The following is a 20,856-nucleotide window of genomic DNA, read 5'->3' as shown; positions in this document are numbered from 1 at the left end:
TAATTTCAGTATTTGTTGTACCTATGTTGTACCTAGAGAAACTAATAAAAGTGTATCTTTGCATAGGTTTTAAAACCAAATGTTGTACCTGATTTGACTTTCGTGCTAAAACAGGTCAATTATGTCATCAAACGCAAAAATAGTACTTCGTAAAAAACCGAATAGGAAAGGTCTATATCCTCTTGCTATTCGAATTACCAAAAATCGTCGCTCAACTTATCAATATATAGGTCATTACATAGATATTGAAGATTGGGATAAAAAGAATATACGTGTAAAAAAATCTCATCCAAATTCTGTCAGTTTAAATAGTTTATTATCTCAAGAAATTTCAGAAGTAAACAAATCTTTAATTGCTTTACAAGTAAAAAATAAAGATGCTTCAGCAAATCAAATTAAGAACGAATTATACAATTTAGGTAAAAACTCTACATTTTTTGAACTTGCAAATGAACATTTAGATGATTTAAAATTATCGAATAAACTAAATCGTTTATCATGTGATAAAGCTTGGGTCGGCTTCATATTAAAATTCCATAAATCAAAACAACTTACTTTTCAGGAAATTGATGAACGTTTCTTGAAGAAGCTAATGATTACTTTAAAGTCAATACATTCTTTATCTGACACATCGATTATGAATATACTTGTTCTTTTGCGTTTACTATATAATCGAGCAATAAAACAAAAAATTATTAGTAAAGAACTCTATCCTTTTGGCTCAGATAAAATACGAATCAAATTTCCAGAGACAACAAAAATTGGGCTTACTATTTCAGAGATAAAAAAGCTACAATCGTTAGAGAATTTGACTTTTAGAGAAATCCATGCACGGAACATATGGCTTTTTAGTTTTAATTTTGCAGGCATGAGAGTCTCAGATATTTTAAGAACTCGTTGGTCTGATATTTATGACCAAAGATTTCACTACAGAATGGGTAAAAATTCTAAATTGTTATCATTAAAAATTCCAGATAAAATATCAGTTGTCTTAGAAAGTTACAAAATGGATAAAAAAAGTGATGATGATTTCATTTTTCCTGAACTAAAAAAAGCTGATTTGAATAACCCTAAAGATGTTTTTAATAAACTAAAAACTGCTAACAAAAAATTAAATGACTGTCTTAAATCGATTACTATAAAAGCTGGAATTAAAAAGAAGGTTACCATGCATATTGCTCGACACAGTTTTGGGAATATCGCTGGAGACAAAATTCATCCTAGAATACTTCAAAAATTATATAGACATAGTGATTTAAAAACGACCTTAAATTATCAAACTAACTTTATCCATCAAGAAGCAGATGACGCTTTAGAAGAAGTAATTAACTTTTAAGTTATTTTAAAAGCTCTTCGGAATAATAAAAATTTGCCGGTAAGCCACCTGTATGCCAAAAGAGCACATTGGAGTTTTTTTCTACCTTATTACTTTTCAGATGATCTATCATTCCGTAAAAAGCTCTACCAGAATAAACAGGATCTAACAATATACCTTCACTTTGAGCCAATTGTTTTATGGCCATCTTTTCATTTTGAGTAATTACTCCATAACCAGGTTTGTCGTAACCTCTAATAAGTGTTGCCTCTTTAATTGAGTACGTTTTTTGAATACTCAATTCTTTTTGACCTTGATGTAGTATCTCTAAAACAGCATCGTCTAATGCTTTATCTCCTAAACCAATTTTATCAATACTGATTGGCATTAACTTAATATCAATACCAAATAAATCCACTCCAAGTCTAAGTCCTGCTTGTGTTCCTCCTGAGCTTGAAGCAAAGAAAATATAATCGATTTTTAATTTCTTTTCTGAAAGTTGCTTCTTTAATTCTTTAACTGCATCGACAAAACCGTAAGCCCCTAGTAAGTTCGAGCCACCATAAGGAATTTCATATACTTTTCTTTTCTGTGCTTCTAAATCTTGCTTTAATTTGATTATATCCTCCCCCTTTCTATTATCTCCAGTAAAGTAAATTTTAGCTCCTAAAAGATGGGAAAGCAACAAATTACCATTGTAATTCTGAGGTTCTATACCTCCTAACAACAAATGGCATTTTAATCCAGCTTTAGCGCAAGCCGCTGCTGTTTGTCGGCAATGATTAGACTGTTGAGCTCCTGCAGTAATTATGGTATCACATCCTTTTTCTAAAGCATCATAAATAAAGTATTGTAACTTCCTAACCTTGTTTCCTCCTGATGCTAGTCCAGAATTATCATCTCGTTTAATAAATAAATCAAAATCAGGATATTTTTTAGATAGATTATCTAATCGCTCAAGTGGTGTTGGAAAAACACCTAAACTGTATTTTTTATATAACATTATAAGCTAATTTTTGATTAACACTAATATATAGTATCTTTAACAGTAATGAAAATTAAATATAATATTTTGTTATTCAAATACTTATATGCTACCCAAAGAGCAAAAATATCATTTCACACCTGAATACGTTTATTCATCTTCAATGCATTGGATAGTATTATTTATATGTATTGTAATCAGTATAATCATTGTTCTTCAACTTTTAAAAATAATATTTAGCAAACAAAAAACAATCAAAGCTTCTTACAGATATTTGATTTTAGCTATTCTTTTTCTATTATATAATATACTTAATGGCTTATTACCTAATACATCTCTACCTGGTCCTTTGTTCTTGCAATACATAACAACATACAGTATTTCCATTATTATGTGTATTTACCTTATTTGGTATTTATATATTGAGTTTAATATTATCACACCAAACCCTTTTTTCAAAATCAAAAATCTAACAATAATACTAACTCTGTGCTTTCTGTTTTTATTCATTATACCATATTATTATACAAACTCGCTTAGTTTTTCTAGAAGTCTGTTTTTGGTATTACCTATATTTATGTCCATAACATTTTTGATATATTTCTTTATGACCATAAGAAAAGAAGTTAAAAGACAACGTTACTTCAAAATTCAAACTTACTTAGGTCTTACTTCTATATTATCTGTAATTCTTTTGCCTTTATTAACATATTTTGGAGATTTTCAACCGATTACCCAGCCTCTAGTAACTATGGCATTCTTTTTAGTTACCATTATGGAAATTAACAGCTATTCATACAGGTTAAAAAACACTTACATATTAAAACGTAATATTGGAAAAGAATATAGTTTCACAAATAGAGAAAATGAAATTGCCATCCAAATTATCAAAGGAGATAGTTATAAAAAAATATCCAAGAATATGTTTATTTCCTATGGAACAGTAAGGAAACATGCTTCTAATATTTTTATAAAATCTAATGTTTCCAACAAAGAGGACTTTGTAAAAAAGTTTAAAGGTTAAACATAAACACTAAAATACATGTGAACAAAAATTCACATACGAAATACGCAAAAAATACACAGGTATAATTTTGATTCTATTATTATTTTAAACAACTTAGAATTAAATTGAAATAGTAAACCTTAAAAAATCTAAATTAATAGAAGCATTAATATGATCGATTATTACTAGTTTCCCTCATTTACTTCTTTCATATCATCCTTTTAAATTTTACATTCTTCTTAGAAACAACTATTTCTTTATTAAAATGAAAGAATGGATTTTAAAAAGAAAAACAAGAATCTACTTTTCGATTTGGATGAGATAAAATATAGTTCCAATGGAATTATTGAGCGTTCAAATAAATCCATAATTGCATGTCGAAACCTTCTTAACACATATAGAAAATTAGTAGTCATCGATGGTTTTAAATCTACTGAAGAAGAAATAGAATTTTTTAAAAAAATAAAGCAAATTCCATTTAGTCAACTCATTTATTATTCAGAAATCCGCTCTTTTGAAATTCAATTCCCTAAAGTGGGCAGCAGCCAACAAAGAAAATATGTTAAAAAGAAATTGAGCAAACTAAATCGGTTCTTTTTATACAACATGGACTTTGTACAATATATTGAATCCAAACAGACACATCTAGACAAGCAATTCTTCACTAGAGATTATTTTGATAATGTTCCTATAACATCTTCAAAATTTTACTTTCAAGACCCAGACTTCTGTACACCTTATGATTTACTCCTAGGTAAATTAAAAGCATCAAAGCGTTTTATCAATTATTTACAAAACCGATTATTGGATGCTAAGAAATCAATATACAAGAATGAATTAGAATTGAACAATCTTACAGAGCTAGAATGGACATCTTCAAAAACAGCCCTCACAGAATTGGTCTATGCTTTATACCATAGTAGGGTCATTAATAACGGAAAATCTGACATTAAAGAAATTGCATCTACCTTTGAAAGCATATTTCATTTTAAACTGGGCGACTACTATAAAACCTTTGCTGATATAAAATCCCGAAAAATTAGTCGCACCAAGTTCTTGGATGTCCTTTCCGCAAGCTTACTTTCTCATATAGAGAACTCAGAAGAATAACGCTTCGAAAAACATCGTACTCGGTTTACCTTACGCTTTTAAATTTATACTCCAAAAAAGGAATTACTTCATATTAAAATAAATAATTTCCGTACCAAAGCACATCAAATAACACCATTTATCAAGATGTTAAATTTTGACCCTACTACGGTTTAACTACTGATTAAATGCCAACAATACTATTCAAATTTGTAGAACGAAAGTCAAATCAGGTCAAGGACTATCATTTTAGTTAAAAGCAAAATGGTAGTTCTTTTCTAAAAACAGTTCTACTATGCCAGCAACAATTATTACTACAGATGATCTAATGGATTTCAAACTTGAACTACTTGATGACATCAAAAAACTTTTAAATAAACAAGCGCAAGGTAAGCTGAAGAAATATCTAAAATCTTCAGAACTCATGGACTTACTTCAAATTAGTCCTGGTACTCTACAGAATCTTCGAATTAAAGGTACACTACCCTACACAAAGGTTGGTGGCATCATTTTTTATGATTCCGAAGAAATTCAGAAGGTTATGGACAATAATCGAGTACATCATAAAACGGAATAAATATGTATGAATTATATAAAACATCTCAATGCTGTATTTCAAAAATTCTATGCAGACAAAAGGTTAAATACAACGCATGTAAGCTTATATATGGCTTTGTTTCAGTTTTGGAATTTAAACCGATTTCGAGAAGAATTTTACATAGACAGACAAGAAGTTATGGAACTCTCAAAAATTGGTTCAACAGCAACTTATCATCGTTGTTTAAAACAGATGGATTCATGGGATTATCTAAAATATTTCCCTTCACATAATCCATATAAAGGCAGTAAAATCAAGTTGTTCAATTTCGGTACAACCTCTGAACAAGTTGTGAATGAGTTTGAAACAAGTACTGAACAAGCATTGATACGTAATACAAACATTAATAAACAAATAGAAAACATAAATAAAACTAAGCTACCAAAAAATGAATTTGAAGTCATTGATTTTTTTAAAAAGAAAAAATGGCCTGATAATGAAGCAAAGAAATTCTACAACCATTACCAAGGCATCGGTTGGAAAATTGGTGGTAAAATAAAAATTGAAGATTGGCATGCTACCGCAAGTAATTGGATGCTAAAAGCCAAAGAATTTGAAACTGCAGATGCAGTTCCTCAAAAAAAGGACAACCTGAGAACCAATAAAAACAAAGATTATGGTCAACCCTTGTAAAATAGTCGAAGAACACAAAACGTATGACATTGGCACGTTTGATGGCAAAGAAGTGACGTACGATTTTGAAAAAATCTTAATTTACCTCGATGTCAAAGGAAAAATGCTCTTTGGTAACGGTTTTAAAATCTACGAAGAAGACCATCCAATCATTTTAAAACTCTGTCATTATTTCATAAAAGACAAAGCAAACTGCGAGAAAAACGAGATAGATCCAGATAAAGGCATTTTACTTTCCGGACCTGTAGGGTGTGGCAAAACAAGCTTAATGATTTTGCTTAAAAACATCGTTCCGTTGCAAAAACCATACATCCTGATTCCTTCCAGAAACATTGTATTTGGTTTCAATCACATTGGTTATAAAACCATTGAAGATTATGGTTGTAGGCAGTTTTTCTGTTTTGATGATTTAGGCGTTGAACCTATTGGAAGACACTACGGAAAGGACTGTAACGTCATGGGCGAAATCTTACTCTCACGTCATGAACTTTTTATAAACCATCATATAAAAACACACGGAACTACAAACCTAAATGCTGAAGAATTGGAAGATTTATATGGCAATAGAGTACGAAGCAGAATGCGAGAATTATTTAATCTGGTAGCATTCGATGAAGACTCTTGCGATAAAAGAAAATAAAAAACTAAGAAATTATGAAAATAGCAACTTTTAATGTCCAGAACTTATTCCATAGAGACAGAAGTCTTCTAGAAAAACCAATTGAAAACTTAATTCCCGATTGGACAATAGAGCTTGATACACTCATGCTTGAACCTTCTAAATCATTAAGCCAACAAGATCGAATTAGAGAATTATCATTTTTAATTGGTTTTGAAAAATCAAGTCCTCGTCCTTATGCTGTTTTGAGACGAAAAGCAGGTTTTCTGTTTATGAAAGGTTTAAGCCATTCTATTGATAACAAAGCTGGTAATATCACAGATTGGAATGGATGGATAAAACTTCAAACCGTTCCTATTCATCCCAAATCAACACAACATAAAGCACAAGTTATCGCCAACGTAAATCCAGATATTTTACTGCTACAAGAAATTGAGGACAGAGCATCGTTTGAGGACTTTAACCAACTCATTCTACCAGAATTTGACTGCAAACCTTTTAACCACTCTTTTGTGATTCAAGGTAACGATATGCATAGTTTAGAAATGGGAATAGCATTACGACAAGGCTACAATCTAGAAGCTGTTAGAACTCACAACATAAATTCTATTTCTAACGATGATGGTAAAAATTTAATTGAATATGAAATTAGCACACCATCAAAAGAAATTATTTGGCTATTAAATGCATATTTAAAAAAGCCAACAAAAGACAGAACACAATCGGATAACATTAGAAAAAAACAAGTTTGCAAAATTGCTGAAGTTTATAACAAACTGATAGCTGAAGGTAAAGTCAATGTCATCATAGCAGGTACATTTAACGCACCATCTTATTGTAATTCTTTATCGCCTTTAATTCAAAATACAGACCTAAAAGACATCACAAAACACCTATCGTTTGAAGTGGATATAGACAAAGGAAATGACTCTACTTATTATAGATTAGGCGCTTACAGAATGGGTGTAAATATTAAGCAGAAAGATTATATGCTCTTCTCTCCTGCTCTATTCAATAAAATGAAGGATAGTGGATTAAACCGTAAAGCAATGTGGCCAGAAAAACAGCCACAATGGTCTATTTACAAATCTGTTACTAATAGAAATGTTGCTGCTAGTGAGCATCCTTTGGTTTGGGGGAAGATTGAGAAGTAATGGGATGAATTTCTCTTTATAAACTATCAATTTATACAGCCAAAAACCTCAATACCGGTAGGTAAAGGAATAGCGTTCGGAAGCGTATGAATAAGTTGTTTTAATTTGACTTCTTTTGATAAAGCTTATGAAATAAAAAGAATTAATTCTTCCTCAATAATTACACAGAATGCAATATCTGATTAATCAATTTCAATCAGAAATCACATTTGGCATACCACAAGAATCGCACATCATCACTTTGTCTTTTATGTTACATAAAATGATCCTTCCACAATTTTTGCATGATATTTATTTTACTTTAATTTTAGGAATTATACCTAAAAACATGTTCTGTTCTGTTCCCGGAAAGCTAGGAATCCACTCAACATCATTTTCTTTTGGTTCATAATGGTATTCCGTCGTTGAGAAAATTATTTGAGCTCTTTTATTGGATACGGTTGTTTTAAGCTTATCTATAAAAGCTGCAAAATGCTCTGTTTCTATATCGTGTTGTTTTGGGGTGTCAAATATTAAAAATTCAAAGGCAGACAATTCAGATGAGATATAGATATCAAAAAACGCCGCTTTAATAGCTAAAATAACTCGTAGCAACGTGCTTCCACTTAATTGGGATAATTTTTCTGTTCCAAATAAGATATTAAAGTCTGAATCAATATTAATGTTTCTCGATACATTTTTGGTACTTAAAACATCTAACCATTCCGTTATTTGTTTTTTAAAATCCGTTCTAAACTTTAATTGTTTTAAGTCAACGGTAGAATTTCTATCATCTAAAGAGGCAATAGTATTATGCAATTGCTCTCTTTTACTTATAAATCTATTATACTTTTTTTCTTCTAGCTCAAGCCTTCCTACTATTTCCTTTTCTCTCTGTAAATCAATAATTGATCTTGTAAGTTCACTAATAGTATTAACTAAATTTTGAGCAGTACCTCCAGATTGCTCTTCAGATAAATTAATTTTTAGTTTTTTTATTTCACCTTCAATATTATCAAAGTTTATGCAAAACTCATCGAGACGTTCCTTTTGATAACCCAGGTTTCGGTCTAAATCTTTAGTTTGATCTTTCAGGTACAACAGGTTTTTACCATAAGATTCAGAACTGCTCAAAAAAAGTTGGCAACCTCTATTACTACATATTTCATCAAATGAACTAAATACACGTTTAGCCTCTTCGTTCAAGGAAAGTGTATTTATTTCAATTTCAATTTCATCTTTGATTTTGCCAAAACCATTGATTCTTTCCCTTAAATCTCTAATTTTAGAATCTGTACTGTTTTTTTCAGACAACTTCTCATTTATCAAAGTTTGAATTGCTGAGTTAGTGCTATAAGATGTATCTTGATTAGAATTAAGCTCATCTAATCTATCTTTCAATTTTTGAAGACGATCTTCTACATCTATTTTGGACAGCAACGAACCTTTTCTTTGAAGAATTAAAGTTTCAATAAAATTTTCTGTACTTACAATTTCTGAATCAATTAAGCCTAGTTCCTTTTTATTTTCTATTAAATCCTTCTTTTTTTCGTAAGAGTTTTTTGCAATTACTCCAATAGACATGCGCACCATTTCAGCATATTGGTCTTTAATAAAGTTAGATTGCGCTTTGTATGCGCTAGTGTAGCCAGAATCTTGATCTACATAAAATAAAGGAAGTAATGTTGAAACATAGGGGAACGTTGGAAGGTTTTTTAAGGATGTAAGGGCAGCGGTTGACAACCCTAATAAATCGAAAAGATATACGGATAAATCTTTCTCACTATAAAAAACTTTATTATTTTCAGAATCATCTCCTATAATTTCATCATAAACATTACATTCAACATTAAAACTCGAAGACAATTCTCGTTTGAAAACTATGATATTTTCCTCATGTGAAGCCTTTAATACTACAGATTTGCAATTTCTTAGAATATCCTCACGAAACTTTACAGGATAACCCATTGCGTAGGCTATTGAATGGATTACAGGTGTCTTTCCACATCCATTAGGCCCATAAAGCTGTGTAATGTCGTCCCCAAACGTTAGCTGCTCCGATTCCCAACCGTCTAACTCAACATGCTCTATTTTTAATTCTAATAATTTCATACTATGCCTATCGCTATTTGTTTTTCTGCTCTAATATCTCTGTATTTTTGTTCAATTACTCGTAAATTATATCCTAAGTCAGTATCATCATCTATTGCCTTAGAAATAACCTTTTTTCCCATGTCCGTAACCTTTATCCTAGAATCTTGAATATCAACTTCAATTAAATTAGCTGTTTCAAGAAAAGTCAAGGCCTTAACTGTTCTCATTCTTAAATTTGCGGACCATCCCAAATATTGAGAAGAACCTTTAAATCCTTTGAAAGCTCTCTCAAAACATTCTCCTATTAATTGCCCTATCTCATCACTTTTGGGTTTGCTTCTTGATTTTGAAAGTAATAAAATAGTCATCGCTATCAACGGTAAATGAAAAAGCGCTTCATTACTTAGTCTATGAGAAATAGATGTTTTCGGATTATCAAGTGTTAATGTTACATCTCTTTCCTCTGCCTCATTAAAAAATTCTTTATAATTCATTGTGACTCATTTCTTACGATTACAGAAAAAACTCCACCGAGCAAAAGTTCATTAGTCAAAGTTTTTGAAACATCCTTGAGATCGTTACTTAGGTTTGCTATTTCTTTTCTTAATTCCTCAAGTGATTGATTCTTATTTGCCCACTGATTTGCAATTAACGCTACACGATCCATAATAAAATTTAAATCAAACTCTGGAATATTATGTCGTTTTTCTCTATACCAAATATCCCAATTTACTTTGCATTTAGAAGCATATTCAATCATTTGGTTACTGGCACCACCCTGACTTAATAATCTTTGAATTATTGAAGCATTTTTAATAGCTTGAACATCACCTCCATCATTTAAAAGATTATACGCTCCTCTAGATATACTAAGAATATCTAACATATCTTCTAGACAAATGCCTGCAATTTCATCAAGATCAGACTCGTCACAATTTAATACGAGTTTAGTGAACGATTTTCTTTCAACTAATGAAACTAGGTTATTAATAATCTCCTCACTTTCTATTTTTTTTAAATCAATTTCACTATACTTAAAAATAGTGTCTCTTGCTATCGCATAAAAATTTTCATCTGAAGGTAGCAAGTATGATTTATTAGGTTCAAGCTGAAGTTTCTTTATTGCTTTTAAAACCTCTATTTCATCAAGAGGGGCATCTTTTGAGAAAGCGGTATTAAAAGTTTCGAGCAATGATGCATAGTGTTTGTTGTCTTGATCATTGTCTAAACACGCTTTCATGCATGATTCTACATCGTCATCAAAATGTATATTAGTGAGAAAAATAACCTTTCCACAAGAATTATTAAACTTAACCGTATGTATCAATAATTTACCAGCAAAGCTATGTTCTATTTTATCAATTGATGCTTGCTTCTTCTTTTTGTATAAACCAAAAATTTCATTAATGCCCCATTGGTGATTAAGCTTATTTTTCGTTTTTACCTGATAAAAATTATAAATCTGTTGTCCATCAACATTTAGTCGAGTTACAAAATCATCTTGATAATCACAATAAACTCTATCTAGTTCGCCTCCTTCCAATAAAGTTAAGCATTCATAAGCTGCCCCTCTAAATTGCCCCTGGTATCTAGCAATAATATCTCTCCCCACAACCTCTCTTGGAACTACTTCATGTAATTTTGGATTTTCAGTAGCACTTTTATTTTCAGCCATATATTGCAACACAGCCTATTGGCTTTATAATTTCAGATATTCTCATACTTATTTAAGTTTAAAATAAAACTTAAATACATTCAAGTATAATTTTTTGTCTAAAATAAGAAATTATTTATATTATTAAGTGAGGTTTTCCGTAATCTATAATATTACTTTTACTCAAATTTTTAGTAGTACATTTTGTTCAATTTTAATTTCAAATAAATACGTGAGTTATATTCTTAGTTCGATAATCTTCTTTTAATTGATTTCAATATCACTATTAAAACCCTTTTAATTACCACCGTAATTTCCATAAAAAATTCACTCATAATCCTAAAAATTTAATAATCGATTGAAGTATGACCAAAGCAATAGCATACTGAGATTTTTCTTTAGTTAAGTAAATAGCCTCATCCGTTTGAGATAAGAACCCAAGTTCTAAAAGAACCGTTGCATTACTATTGTCGTTACCTCGCAACACCTGAAAATTGCCATATTTGACACCTCTGTTATTAATACCAAGTATATCAGTTAATCCTTTTTGAATAGTAAACCCTAAATAGGCAGATTCTTCAGCTTGCACTTCGCTTTTAGGATGAATAAAAACTTCTGTTCCCGATGCTGTTCTGTTTATAGCTTGATTGCAATGTATGGAAATAAATATATCAGCTTTTAGTTTTTTGGCTAGTTGTGTTCTATCGCCTAGCGATATTAATGTGTCCGTATATCTAGTGAGAAATAATTCCAAAAGATTTTCAAACAGCTTATCATTAAGCAACACTATTTTAGAAGCGATACTCAAAGCAATATCTTTTTCCTTAATGCCATTTCTGGTTGTTGCGCCCGCATCTTTTCCACCATGTCCAGGGTCTATTACTACAATAGGATTTATTGCTTTGTCTTTACCATTCTGCGCATAAGATAGATTTAGAAAAACTAGGCAGAATAGTAAGACTATAATTTGATTTAATGTGCTCATAACAATCGTTTTAGATTACACAATATTCAAGAAATCAATCACTTCCTTAATAATCTTCAAAAGTTTAACACCAATTAGCGTTAAAATTTAGAGATTTTCTTCCTTCACCTTCATTTCATAATAGATTTCACAAAATAAAATTAGAAACTGCCTCTACAGGCTAAACCAAATAATTATGAAAAAATCAATTTTTATCTTACTTGTATTCTTGATGACATCAGCGTCAAGCTTTGCACAAATTGGTGGTATTGAAGATTCTGTAAACGATGTTTCAGATACCATTAGAACCATTTTCCCAATCATTCTAGGTGTCATCTTTCTTGTTGGATTCCTATTTAATGCTGGTCATTTCTTTGGCGAGAACGCAGACCTTAAAAAAGGTATTACTCGTGTTTTAGTATTTGTTCTAATTGCTGGTGCTGTGGTAGGCATCTTCACTTACTTAATAACTATCGTAGTATAATGACCCTCATCGAGGGCTTTATTAGAGCAGCTGTATGAAGAAATACGAAGTATATAAAAACATTAGGAAACGGGCAGTCATTTTTGGATTGCCTATTTCCCTGTTTGCCTTAATGATGGTTTCTATTCTTGCGTCATTATTAATCATCATTTTCTCTTTCAGCTTTGTGATGATAATTAGCATTCTGATTTTCAATGCAGCTTTATATGTTGCCTTGACACGCATAACCAACGATCCACAACTTTTTCAGATGGCAAAAGCTTTTCCGCAAATCATTAGTAACAAAAGAAATTCAGGTTTCGATTATGAACAAGATTAATATTTCAGCATATCAACCCATTGTAGATATTCAAGACCATATCATATTTGCCAACAATGGCAATGTGATTTTATGCTATGAAGGTAATCTGCCAGAAATTTATTCCTTATCCGAAAAGGATTTTGAGGATATGCATAGTGCATGGTTTCAAGCTTTAAAATCATTACCTATTGGAACTGTAGTTCACAAACAAGACATTTACCTTAAGAAATCTTATTCTTCAGAACAACTTCCAAACACCACCTTTTTAGAAAAAGCCACACACGAGCATTTTAAAGGTCGTGGACACATAGAACATAAATGTTATTTGTTCTTCATTTTAACTAAGAACAAAGCACTCAACAATCCGAAATACGTCAATCCCTTCAGGAAAATTTCAAAGGGAATTGTACAAGAATTAGATGATAACATTAAGAGCTTTGCTAACTCTGTAAGCGATTCTGTTTCCTTTATAAATAATAGTAGAAAAATAGAATTTCTTCCGTTAAACGCAGAAGATATTCAGCAATTAACTAGTAGTTATTTCAATGGTTTCAATGAAGGATTTGACACCGATATTTTACTAGAAAAGAAAAGCGTCAATGTTGGCGAAAACCATTTTGATGCGCTTGCCATCAACAGCGAATTATGCTTTGGCGAAAACGTACAAAGTAGCAAAACCAATGAGAAATTTACATCAGACGATTTTGTGTTTCATCAAGGGTTTATTGATGGCTTAGGACTTACACTTAATGAAAACCATATTGTTAACCAGATTCTTTATTTGGACGACAAACAAAAGTGGCGCAAGCTACTCGATAAGAAAATAGAGGAGCTTAACAAAAGTTCCAATTTTGGTTCACAGAACAAAGTCGTACTTGGGAAAATTCAGCACATTCTGGACCAAATCAATGCAGATGACAATTCACGAATCATTCGCGGTCATCTTAATATTGTGTATTGGTCGAAAGATGCTAAAGAACTAGACAAAATAACTTCTAAAATTAAAACGGAATTTAAGGAATTGGATATTATTCCTTACTATCCGCGTGGCGAAGAACGCAAAAATTATATTCTTAACAGTTACTGCTGTTTTTCTTCTAATTTTTCAAATAACGATTTGTATGTAACCGACTTAAAACATGCGCTCTGTCTGTTTATCAATAACACCAATTACAAATCCGATAAAACGGGAATCATCTTTAATGACAGGGAACATAACATTCCGGTATTAAAAGATGTTTGGGATGAAAAAAAGAAACGCATTAAAGCACGAAACTTTGCCATATTTGCGCCAACTGGCGAAGGCAAATCGTTTTTAGCCAACAATATTTTGCGCCAATATTTTGAAAGTGGTGTAAGATTGGTCATCATAGATTTAGGTGGTTCTTATACCAAATTCGCCAAACTCTATCCTGAAAAATATACCGTATTACGATATGAAAGCGGAAAGAACCTAGGTATCAATCCTTTTTACATTAGTGACGTAAAAGATTTGACACCTGAACGGTTAGAGGATTTATCAGTATTTCTTTTTGAATTATTTGCTTCAGATTTAAAAGTAACAAAAGCGCAATCGGTTTCCGTTAAAAAGATACTGCGCCATTATTACAATAGCACTTCTGAAAATCATTCTTTGGAAGGTTACTACAACTTTATAGAAAGGCATCAGAAAGATCTTCTGACTACCCTTAAAATCCATCCCGACTACTTCAATGTTACGAGTTTTTTACACGTCATGTCTGAGTATGTTGGCGATGGTCTATATAGTTTTCTATTTGAAGTCAGCGAAGATCAGACCTATAAAATTGAGGACAAACGATTGATTGTTTTTGAACTAGACGAGGTAAAAGACAATAAGGAAATTTTATCCGTAATGTTGAAGCTCATTAAGTCTGCCATTCAAAGAACCATTTGGAAAAACCGTGCTGAAAAGGGCATTATCCTTTTCGATGAGTTTGCCAAACAACTGAAGTTTGAAAACGTACTGGAAAGTGTCGAATTCTATTACCAAGCCATACGAAAACAAAATGGTGCAATTGGCATTATTCTACAATCCATTAATCAGCTTCCGAATAATTCAACATCTGCCAGCATTCTAGAGAATACCCAAGTCATTTACAGTCTCAATAATGAAAAAGGCTATGAAGAATTAGTCAAAAGACTCAATCTATCTAGCCACGACCTGAACCAATTAAAATCCATAAAAAACAATCTTTCTGGTCCTCGGAAGTATACCGAAATGTTTATCAAAATAGGTAAGGAAAGCAACATTTTTCGCCTTGAAGTTCCGAAAGAAGTTTATGCAGCCTATTTAACCGATGGACAGGAAAACGAAGACATAATGAAGTTCTATGAAGAACATCATGACATGCAAAAAGCAATAATTCAATTCACATCTAAAACGTAATATTATGAAAAACAAAATCAGAATTTTAGTAATGGCAGTAGCATTAATGCTATTAATTCCATCAAAGGCAACAAGCCAAGGAATGCCAACTTATGACAACACCAATTTTATCAGTTTGGTAAAACAACTTGTAGAATCAGGTAAACAGACAGCGCAAATGATTAAGTCTGTGAAATTTTTAAAGGATGCAAAAGAAGCGATAGAGAAAGTTTCGAGTGTGGTGCAACAACTTAGAGCGGTTGAAGAAATTGCACAAAACAATCAGCGTCTTATCAATGTTATGCAAAATGATTTGCAAGACATTTTGAACTCGCCTTATATAAAACCAGATGAAGTTACTAAGGTTGTAGAATCATTCGATACCATAGTCCAAAACTCATTGGACACCGTTGAATTTATGAGTGAAATCTTATCCAGCGATAATCTAAAAATGAGTGATGCCGAACGTGCAGAAATCCTAAAAGAAAAAGAATTGGAATCAAAGGAAATGGTTTCCAATATCAAGACAAAAACGAAACGCTACAAGGATATTATTTCCTTCAGAAAAATGCAGGATAAAGTCAATAATCGCGAAACAAATTATTAGAAATGACCGCAACCATCTTTTTAGGGATTGGGCTAGAGTATATCGATACGGTGTTCCAGACGATACAGAACAGTAGTTTCTCGCAATACACCATAGCAGGAATGAAAACACTTGCTGTTCTGTTCTTTCTGGTTAATATACTGAAGAAATATAACGAAGGTATTGCAGATAAGGATGGTTATTCTTGGGGATTGAGTCCTGGGGAACTTGCAAAGAATTTTGCGGTTGTGCTTTTGGTTATTTTTTCAACGCAGGTGTTAGGGTTTTTCGATGGTATTTTAGTAGCCATTGAAGGACAATATCGAGGGACTGCACCTGCGCTATTACCATTGCAAATGCAAGACATACCTTTAGAGGAAGATGTAAGTCTTTTTGATGCCGCAAGTTCAGCAATGACGCTTTTGTATGAAGCATTGGTAACGCCATTATATGGTTTCAAGATATTGGCGTTTATCCTGAGTACGATACTATGGATATTGGATTTGTTTATCTATCCACTATTCTTAGCAGAACGTTTTTTTCTTTTAGGAATAATGCAAGCATTCTTCCCATTGGTCATTAGTTTGGCGGTTTTTGAAAAGTTTCGTTCTCTTGCTTATACATTTTTCAAGCTGTATGCAGCCGTGTATATGCTCGTGCCAGCTTTCTTTCTCGTCAATGTATTTGTGAACGCAATTTATACAGAAATCAATACCAATTTTTGGGTCAACCTATTTGGGACCGATACAGGTCAAGGCTTTTTCGCTCCTGTTGTTCAATTAGGTTCTGTTGCATTTATCGTGTTTCTAAAATTCAAGCTTTATAAACGAGCCACATCTTTTACACTCAGATTATTTACTGCCTAAGTCAGATTAAAAATATGAAAACACCATATAAAAATATCTACAACGTTTTAAAACTCAATCGATTTATTGTTTTGGCAGTTGTCATTTGCGCATTGTTATCTAGCATTTTTTCAGTTTGGATGGCATTTACTACTAACAAAAATGCAATGAATAGTGCATTTGCCATTAATACAGATGGTAGCATTATTCCATTAAAGCTAGTGAGCCAAAAGGAAAATTTTAGAGTTGAAGCTTTGGCGCATTTAGAATTGTTTCACACCTATTTCTACAACATCGATGCAAGCAACTATGAGAAGAATTTGAAAAAGGCACTTTGGTTGGGTAATAGCTCTGTGGATAATCTTTATCGCCAGAAAAAAGCAGATGGTGTTTATAATCGATTATTGCAATTTTCCTTAGTTCAAAAAGTACTCAGCATCGATTCAAAAATAAACGACAATAATGGTGTATATAGTTTTACCGCTACAACCATTTTTGAAATCAATAGAGGAACAATAATCGATACTTATGAATTAGTTTCCACCGGAAACCTAATTATAGTTGACAGAAATTTTCCTAACAATCCACACGGACTTTTAATTACAAATTATTTCGAAAACACCTTAAAAAAACTTAGTGATGAAAATAGAAAAGAATAAAATAGTTTTTATAGCAGTTTTAGCTATTGTTTTCATATTCCTTATTTCCTATTCCGTGATGGTAATGGGCGATGATGACAATGAAAACGACAATCTTGAACAGACCTTGATACCAGATTTGGAAGAAAATCAAAAAGAGTATGATTCTAAATTGGATGCTCTTAATGATCTGAAAGAAGTACGTGAAAATAATGCACCTAGTATATATGATGAAAAATTAATCGATTCTATGGGTTATTACGATCCTGATCTACCAGAACGTGAAAAGAAACGCATTGTCGATAGTATTTACGATGCTGGTAAGATTCAATATTCAGAAGAGAGATATGCAAACTTCGGTCAAAAGAAAGTCGAAAAGAAACAACCTGTAGAAATTGATTCTACAGAAATACTAAGAGAACTTAAAATCCAAGCTAAGGAATTGGGCCTTGAACATCAACTGTTTTTTGCTGCTGCGCCAAAACCCAACGAGCTTGCAATTATTGGAAATACAGATGCCACCATTTATGTGGTTGTTGATGGCGACCAAGTTGTAAAAGCGAATACCAGGTTGAGAATGCGACTTACTAAAGCTGCAACTATCAATGGTAAACTGATGCAAAAGAACACACCTGTTTTTGGTTTTATTAGTTTTCAACCTAATCGTGCTTTAATTTCCATAGAAAACATTAGGCATCATCCAACAAAGCTTAAAGCTTTCGATTTACAGGATGGTAGTGAAGGCATTTATGTAGAAAACAATTTTCGAGCTGAAGCTACAAGCGAGGTTTTGGACGACGTAATAGGCGATATCAATATACCAACTGTTCCGCAAGTTGGTGGCATTACAAAAGTATTAAGACGTAGTAACCGAAATGTAAAGGTTACTGTGCTGAACAATTATAAACTTATTTTAAAACCTAAATTATGAAACAGATACTATTTACATTAATTGTGTTGATTTCCACTTTTTTGGAAGCACAAACAACAGAAATCCTTGATACTATTTATGCTAACGACAGCAAAAATGTCGCACTCTTTTTTCCAGAGCCTATACGACAAGGCATTACTGGCTCAGAAAATTTTGTATTCACTTACAATCGTGAAAAAGAGCAATATTTCGGATTACTGCAAGCCCAACCAGGAAAAGAAAGTAATCTGCTGGTAATCAATAGAAATGGCTCAATTTTTTCGTATATTGTAAGGTATAAAGCGCAGCTTTCAAAACTCAATTATTTTGTCCCATTATCTAACAGTATTGGGAATGAAAAGCCAAAATTGGCAGACTCTATTCAGACTGAAACTTCTGAAAAAAGTATTGATAATGACACGTATTATTATCAAAAATTCTGCTCTTATCTTCTTGACAGAAGACAATACCTTGGAAGATTTACAAGGCGAAATGATGGTGTCATTTTAAGACTTGAGAATATCGTTTTTGATAAAGAAGAGCTCTATTTCGTTATTCAAATTAGGAATAATTCTACTTTGGATTACGATTTGAATTTCTTGAATCTTTCCATCGAAACTCGACAAAAAGGAAAAAAGAAATCTTTACAACGGTTGTATCAAGAACCTATTTTTAAACATCATCTGCCTTCTAAAATCGCGGTAAATGAAACGGTAAGATTTATTTATGTCATGCCAAAATTTTCATTATCCAATGACCGAAGAGTAATTTTAGAACTGAACGAGAAAGCTGGCGAACGAAATATTGAACTGAAAATATCACATAAATATATCAATAACCCAAATTAATAATATTATGAAAAAAATCGTTATTTGCTTACTCGTATTGCTGTTCCTTTCTTGTGCCGAAACTAAGATTTCAGGACCAAGTGCCACAGCTAAAATTGTTATCGAAAGCTTTTATGAAAAGGATGAGAAAGCTTTGAAAGCCAACTCGACACCACAGGCATATTCCAACTATATAAATACTATAAATATGTTCAACGTTACGGTAAAGGATGATTCCAACTTTTCCGTTTTGCGGGATACGATTATGGGAAATGTGGCTTGGGTAAAATATACCACCGCCTACGATAAGGCACCAGGACTTTTTAAACTAGTTAAACAAAATGGTAAGTGGCTGGCAGATGCCAGAGGTTCAAAAGATAAATCGCCTTTTTAAAAGGATACTTACTGATTTTTTTAGAGATTAATTTCCCAATAGCCTTGTGTGCCACCGTGGCGTTTTATAAACCCTTTGGTTTTGAGCGCATTTATATGTTTGCCCACAGGGGATTCATTGATGCCTAAAGTTTCAGCTATTTCAGTATAAGTAATAGTAGTATTGGTTGCAATAAGTTTAAGTACTTCTTTTTGTCTTTTAGTAAGTGCGTCTATAGCATCTATTGCACCACCTGTTACACCACCCATTGCACCACCTGTTACACCACCTTTTTGACCAACTTCTTTATCATCTTCTCTAATAGTGGATTCATCAGCAACTTCTTTAGCAATAAAAGTCATTCTAAGAAAGTTATCGGAAAAACTAAAACTCTCTTTTCCATAGTGTTCTAAAATACGAGGAATGCCAGAACCTAATTGTTCAACCAGTTCTAAATCTTTAAAAATTCGCATCAGTTCCTTATTTCGTGGAACTGAAAAGCCTTCAAAAAATTCTTGCTTGCTCAATCCTTCCGGAAGACCACCAGCTGATGTGATTTCGATTCTATCGGTAAAAATCTCAAACTTTGGGGTAATCTCATTGGTATAGTCATTATGCACAAACGCATTAATGATGGCTTCTCGCAAGGCGATGGGATGCCAAAGGTTGGCTTGTTGTCTTTCTTTTGATGTGATTTTTGTGGTTGTTCTGTTCTCGACCGCAATTTTATCTATCACTTGTTTAGTAGCCTTAACTAAACATTCGTGACCATATTCGTTGCTTTCTATTAAGTCTGTTCTGGTTATGCCTGAATATTTGGCGACTTTAATTGAAGTGTTATTTTTGTCTGCCAAAAGATAGCCGGCATAATTAAAAGCACCATCTTCCGTAAGTAGTTCCAAGTTCTTTGCAAAAGCTTTACCAAGGGTGTACCCAGATTCTTCGTAGTAGATTTTCAACTGGCTAAAGCTTAAATCCTGCCGACCAGCTTTAATCTTGCTTATGGAATTTCTAGTACGCTTGGCAAAGAGCTCGTCAATCATTTTTTGTGGCATCGGTTCAGCTGCTGAACCCAAACGAATAAAACAACCCTTTTCGCTCATCCCATATTTTTTAAGATGATATGGTTTTTCTGGACCACTCGCCAAAATGATTTTTAGGATGTTTTTTCCATCTCGTTCTTCACTAACAATATCAAACAAACCAAGTGCGGAAGGTCGAATATTGTTCTTTAATCTATCCTTAATCTTCAGCTGGTCGCCATCTGCATCTGCCAATCCGTAAGTATTTCCATCCTTATCGATGCCAATATGAATAATGCCACCTTCACGATAGTTCAAGAAAGCAATGACCTCTTTTTCGAGTCCATCGGACAATTCTCGTTTGTATTCTATGCGGTTTGTTTCGGTCATTTTT

Annotated in this window: 22 protein-coding genes; 16 read left to right on the top strand and 6 right to left on the bottom strand. The window is 32.4% G+C overall.

Annotated elements, in window-relative coordinates; genetic code table 11:
• The first annotated feature begins 121 nt into the window (after nucleotides 1-121).
• Complete coding sequence (locus FQU21_RS09785; protein WP_147677816.1) at nucleotides 122-1,336, top strand: site-specific integrase; 1,215 nt, start codon at nucleotides 122-124, stop codon at nucleotides 1,334-1,336.
• A 1-nt stretch (nucleotide 1,337) separates the two neighbouring features.
• On the opposite strand, the gene FQU21_RS09780 is transcribed toward FQU21_RS09785, so the two are convergent.
• Nucleotides 1,338-2,318, bottom strand: a complete 981-nt coding sequence (locus FQU21_RS09780) for a D-cysteine desulfhydrase family protein (protein WP_147677815.1) — start codon at nucleotides 2,316-2,318, stop codon at nucleotides 1,338-1,340.
• A gap of 589 nt (nucleotides 2,319-2,907) precedes the next feature.
• Between FQU21_RS09780 and FQU21_RS17440 the strand changes: the two genes are divergently transcribed.
• The 6 genes from FQU21_RS17440 (at nucleotide 2,908) to FQU21_RS09750 (ending at nucleotide 7,399) form a co-directional block, all read left to right on the top strand.
• A complete protein-coding gene (locus tag FQU21_RS17440; protein ID WP_187269360.1) occupies nucleotides 2,908-3,324 on the top strand; it encodes a helix-turn-helix transcriptional regulator in 417 nt (138 codons plus the stop codon).
• A 255-nt stretch (nucleotides 3,325-3,579) separates the two neighbouring features.
• Nucleotides 3,580-4,416: an RteC domain-containing protein gene (locus FQU21_RS09770; RefSeq protein WP_147677813.1), complete on the top strand. Its 837-nt coding sequence runs from the start codon at nucleotides 3,580-3,582 to the stop codon at nucleotides 4,414-4,416.
• Nucleotides 4,417-4,690: 274 nt separating this feature from the next.
• Nucleotides 4,691-4,972, top strand: a complete 282-nt coding sequence (locus tag FQU21_RS09765; RefSeq protein ID WP_147677812.1) for a helix-turn-helix domain-containing protein — start codon at nucleotides 4,691-4,693, stop codon at nucleotides 4,970-4,972.
• Nucleotides 4,973-4,978: 6 nt separating this feature from the next.
• Nucleotides 4,979-5,626: a hypothetical protein gene (locus tag FQU21_RS09760; RefSeq protein ID WP_147677811.1), complete on the top strand. Its 648-nt coding sequence runs from the start codon at nucleotides 4,979-4,981 to the stop codon at nucleotides 5,624-5,626.
• Nucleotides 5,610-6,266: a P-loop NTPase family protein gene (locus FQU21_RS09755; RefSeq protein ID WP_147677810.1), complete on the top strand. Its 657-nt coding sequence runs from the start codon at nucleotides 5,610-5,612 to the stop codon at nucleotides 6,264-6,266. The genes FQU21_RS09760 and FQU21_RS09755 overlap by 17 nt, the downstream gene beginning before the upstream one ends.
• Before the next feature lie 14 nt (nucleotides 6,267-6,280).
• Entirely contained in the window at nucleotides 6,281-7,399 is a 1,119-nt protein-coding gene (locus FQU21_RS09750) for an exonuclease/endonuclease/phosphatase family protein (RefSeq protein WP_147677809.1), read from the top strand.
• Nucleotides 7,400-7,690: 291 nt separating this feature from the next.
• Here FQU21_RS09750 and FQU21_RS09745 read toward each other — a convergent pair whose 3' ends face one another.
• The 4 genes from FQU21_RS09745 to FQU21_RS09730 form a co-directional block, all read right to left on the bottom strand.
• The gene (locus FQU21_RS09745; protein ID WP_147677808.1) at nucleotides 7,691-9,490 is read right to left on the bottom strand and encodes an SMC family protein; all 1,800 of its coding nucleotides are present in this window, start codon (nucleotides 9,488-9,490) and stop codon (nucleotides 7,691-7,693) included.
• The gene (locus FQU21_RS09740; protein ID WP_147677807.1) at nucleotides 9,487-9,966 is read right to left on the bottom strand and encodes a hypothetical protein; all 480 of its coding nucleotides are present in this window, start codon (nucleotides 9,964-9,966) and stop codon (nucleotides 9,487-9,489) included. The genes FQU21_RS09745 and FQU21_RS09740 overlap by 4 nt, the downstream gene beginning before the upstream one ends.
• Nucleotides 9,963-11,147: a dsDNA nuclease domain-containing protein gene (locus FQU21_RS09735; protein WP_147677806.1), complete on the bottom strand. Its 1,185-nt coding sequence runs from the start codon at nucleotides 11,145-11,147 to the stop codon at nucleotides 9,963-9,965. The genes FQU21_RS09740 and FQU21_RS09735 overlap by 4 nt, the downstream gene beginning before the upstream one ends.
• 310 nt (nucleotides 11,148-11,457) lie before the next feature.
• Nucleotides 11,458-12,111, bottom strand: coding sequence for an N-acetylmuramoyl-L-alanine amidase family protein (locus tag FQU21_RS09730; RefSeq protein ID WP_147677805.1), 654 nt, complete (start codon nucleotides 12,109-12,111; stop codon nucleotides 11,458-11,460).
• A 175-nt stretch (nucleotides 12,112-12,286) separates the two neighbouring features.
• Between FQU21_RS09730 and FQU21_RS09725 the strand changes: the two genes are divergently transcribed.
• The 9 genes from FQU21_RS09725 to FQU21_RS09685 are packed head-to-tail and all read left to right on the top strand — an operon-like array spanning nucleotide 12,287 to nucleotide 19,461.
• On the top strand, nucleotides 12,287-12,574 hold the full coding sequence (locus FQU21_RS09725; RefSeq protein ID WP_147677804.1) for a hypothetical protein: 288 nt from the start codon (nucleotides 12,287-12,289) through the stop codon (nucleotides 12,572-12,574).
• Nucleotides 12,575-12,608: 34 nt separating this feature from the next.
• Complete coding sequence (locus FQU21_RS09720; RefSeq protein ID WP_147677803.1) at nucleotides 12,609-12,893, top strand: hypothetical protein; 285 nt, start codon at nucleotides 12,609-12,611, stop codon at nucleotides 12,891-12,893.
• On the top strand, nucleotides 12,880-15,282 hold the full coding sequence (locus FQU21_RS09715; protein ID WP_147677802.1) for a TraG family conjugative transposon ATPase: 2,403 nt from the start codon (nucleotides 12,880-12,882) through the stop codon (nucleotides 15,280-15,282). Before FQU21_RS09720 ends, FQU21_RS09715 begins: the two co-directional genes overlap by 14 nt.
• A gap of 4 nt (nucleotides 15,283-15,286) precedes the next feature.
• On the top strand, nucleotides 15,287-15,868 hold the full coding sequence (locus FQU21_RS09710) for a conjugal transfer protein (protein WP_147677801.1): 582 nt from the start codon (nucleotides 15,287-15,289) through the stop codon (nucleotides 15,866-15,868).
• Nucleotides 15,869-15,870: 2 nt separating this feature from the next.
• Nucleotides 15,871-16,713, top strand: coding sequence for a hypothetical protein (locus tag FQU21_RS09705; protein ID WP_147677800.1), 843 nt, complete (start codon nucleotides 15,871-15,873; stop codon nucleotides 16,711-16,713).
• 14 nt (nucleotides 16,714-16,727) lie between these two features.
• Nucleotides 16,728-17,351 carry a conjugal transfer protein TraK gene (locus tag FQU21_RS09700; protein ID WP_147677799.1) on the top strand — a complete coding sequence of 208 codons (624 nt, stop codon included), beginning with the start codon at nucleotides 16,728-16,730 and terminating at the stop codon, nucleotides 17,349-17,351.
• On the top strand, nucleotides 17,332-18,261 hold the full coding sequence (gene traM / locus FQU21_RS09695; RefSeq protein ID WP_147677798.1) for a conjugative transposon protein TraM: 930 nt from the start codon (nucleotides 17,332-17,334) through the stop codon (nucleotides 18,259-18,261). The genes FQU21_RS09700 and traM overlap by 20 nt, the downstream gene beginning before the upstream one ends.
• On the top strand, nucleotides 18,258-19,088 hold the full coding sequence (locus FQU21_RS09690; RefSeq protein WP_147677797.1) for a DUF4138 domain-containing protein: 831 nt from the start codon (nucleotides 18,258-18,260) through the stop codon (nucleotides 19,086-19,088). The genes traM and FQU21_RS09690 overlap by 4 nt, the downstream gene beginning before the upstream one ends.
• 7 nt (nucleotides 19,089-19,095) lie before the next feature.
• Nucleotides 19,096-19,461, top strand: coding sequence for a hypothetical protein (locus FQU21_RS09685; RefSeq protein ID WP_147677796.1), 366 nt, complete (start codon nucleotides 19,096-19,098; stop codon nucleotides 19,459-19,461).
• A gap of 20 nt (nucleotides 19,462-19,481) precedes the next feature.
• Here FQU21_RS09685 and FQU21_RS09680 read toward each other — a convergent pair whose 3' ends face one another.
• Complete coding sequence (locus tag FQU21_RS09680) at nucleotides 19,482-20,852, bottom strand: RNA-binding domain-containing protein (protein ID WP_147677795.1); 1,371 nt, start codon at nucleotides 20,850-20,852, stop codon at nucleotides 19,482-19,484.
• Nucleotides 20,853-20,856 lie beyond the last annotated feature (4 nt).

Source organism: Algibacter pacificus (assembly GCF_008033385.1).
Taxonomy (GTDB): domain Bacteria; phylum Bacteroidota; class Bacteroidia; order Flavobacteriales; family Flavobacteriaceae; genus Algibacter; species Algibacter pacificus.
Note: the sequence above shows the minus strand (reverse complement) of the source record. Positions and strands in the feature narration are given on the sequence as shown.

What these genes read in the sequence shown, in the direction of transcription:
- FQU21_RS09685 (WP_147677796.1), top strand. Translation starts at nt 19,096, where the DNA reads ATGAAAAAAATCGTTATTTGCTTACTCGTATTGCTGTTCCTTTCTTGT.
- FQU21_RS09755 (WP_147677810.1), top strand. Translation starts at nt 5,610, where the DNA reads ATGGTCAACCCTTGTAAAATAGTCGAAGAACACAAAACGTATGACATT.
- traM (WP_147677798.1), top strand. Translation starts at nt 17,332, where the DNA reads ATGAAAATAGAAAAGAATAAAATAGTTTTTATAGCAGTTTTAGCTATT.
- FQU21_RS09725 (WP_147677804.1), top strand. Translation starts at nt 12,287, where the DNA reads ATGAAAAAATCAATTTTTATCTTACTTGTATTCTTGATGACATCAGCG.
- FQU21_RS09745 (WP_147677808.1), bottom strand. Translation starts at nt 9,490, where the DNA reads ATGAAATTATTAGAATTAAAAATAGAGCATGTTGAGTTAGACGGTTGG.
- FQU21_RS09760 (WP_147677811.1), top strand. Translation starts at nt 4,979, where the DNA reads ATGAATTATATAAAACATCTCAATGCTGTATTTCAAAAATTCTATGCA.
- FQU21_RS09785 (WP_147677816.1), top strand. Translation starts at nt 122, where the DNA reads ATGTCATCAAACGCAAAAATAGTACTTCGTAAAAAACCGAATAGGAAA.
- FQU21_RS09710 (WP_147677801.1), top strand. Translation starts at nt 15,287, where the DNA reads ATGAAAAACAAAATCAGAATTTTAGTAATGGCAGTAGCATTAATGCTA.
- FQU21_RS09730 (WP_147677805.1), bottom strand. Translation starts at nt 12,111, where the DNA reads ATGAGCACATTAAATCAAATTATAGTCTTACTATTCTGCCTAGTTTTT.
- FQU21_RS09700 (WP_147677799.1), top strand. Translation starts at nt 16,728, where the DNA reads ATGAAAACACCATATAAAAATATCTACAACGTTTTAAAACTCAATCGA.
- FQU21_RS09780 (WP_147677815.1), bottom strand. Translation starts at nt 2,318, where the DNA reads ATGTTATATAAAAAATACAGTTTAGGTGTTTTTCCAACACCACTTGAG.
- FQU21_RS09765 (WP_147677812.1), top strand. Translation starts at nt 4,691, where the DNA reads ATGCCAGCAACAATTATTACTACAGATGATCTAATGGATTTCAAACTT.
- FQU21_RS09735 (WP_147677806.1), bottom strand. Translation starts at nt 11,147, where the DNA reads ATGGCTGAAAATAAAAGTGCTACTGAAAATCCAAAATTACATGAAGTA.
- FQU21_RS09740 (WP_147677807.1), bottom strand. Translation starts at nt 9,966, where the DNA reads ATGAATTATAAAGAATTTTTTAATGAGGCAGAGGAAAGAGATGTAACA.
- FQU21_RS17440 (WP_187269360.1), top strand. Translation starts at nt 2,908, where the DNA reads ATGACCATAAGAAAAGAAGTTAAAAGACAACGTTACTTCAAAATTCAA.
- FQU21_RS09720 (WP_147677803.1), top strand. Translation starts at nt 12,609, where the DNA reads ATGAAGAAATACGAAGTATATAAAAACATTAGGAAACGGGCAGTCATT.
- FQU21_RS09715 (WP_147677802.1), top strand. Translation starts at nt 12,880, where the DNA reads ATGAACAAGATTAATATTTCAGCATATCAACCCATTGTAGATATTCAA.
- FQU21_RS09680 (WP_147677795.1), bottom strand. Translation starts at nt 20,852, where the DNA reads ATGACCGAAACAAACCGCATAGAATACAAACGAGAATTGTCCGATGGA.
- FQU21_RS09705 (WP_147677800.1), top strand. Translation starts at nt 15,871, where the DNA reads ATGACCGCAACCATCTTTTTAGGGATTGGGCTAGAGTATATCGATACG.
- FQU21_RS09690 (WP_147677797.1), top strand. Translation starts at nt 18,258, where the DNA reads ATGAAACAGATACTATTTACATTAATTGTGTTGATTTCCACTTTTTTG.
- FQU21_RS09770 (WP_147677813.1), top strand. Translation starts at nt 3,580, where the DNA reads ATGGATTTTAAAAAGAAAAACAAGAATCTACTTTTCGATTTGGATGAG.
- FQU21_RS09750 (WP_147677809.1), top strand. Translation starts at nt 6,281, where the DNA reads ATGAAAATAGCAACTTTTAATGTCCAGAACTTATTCCATAGAGACAGA.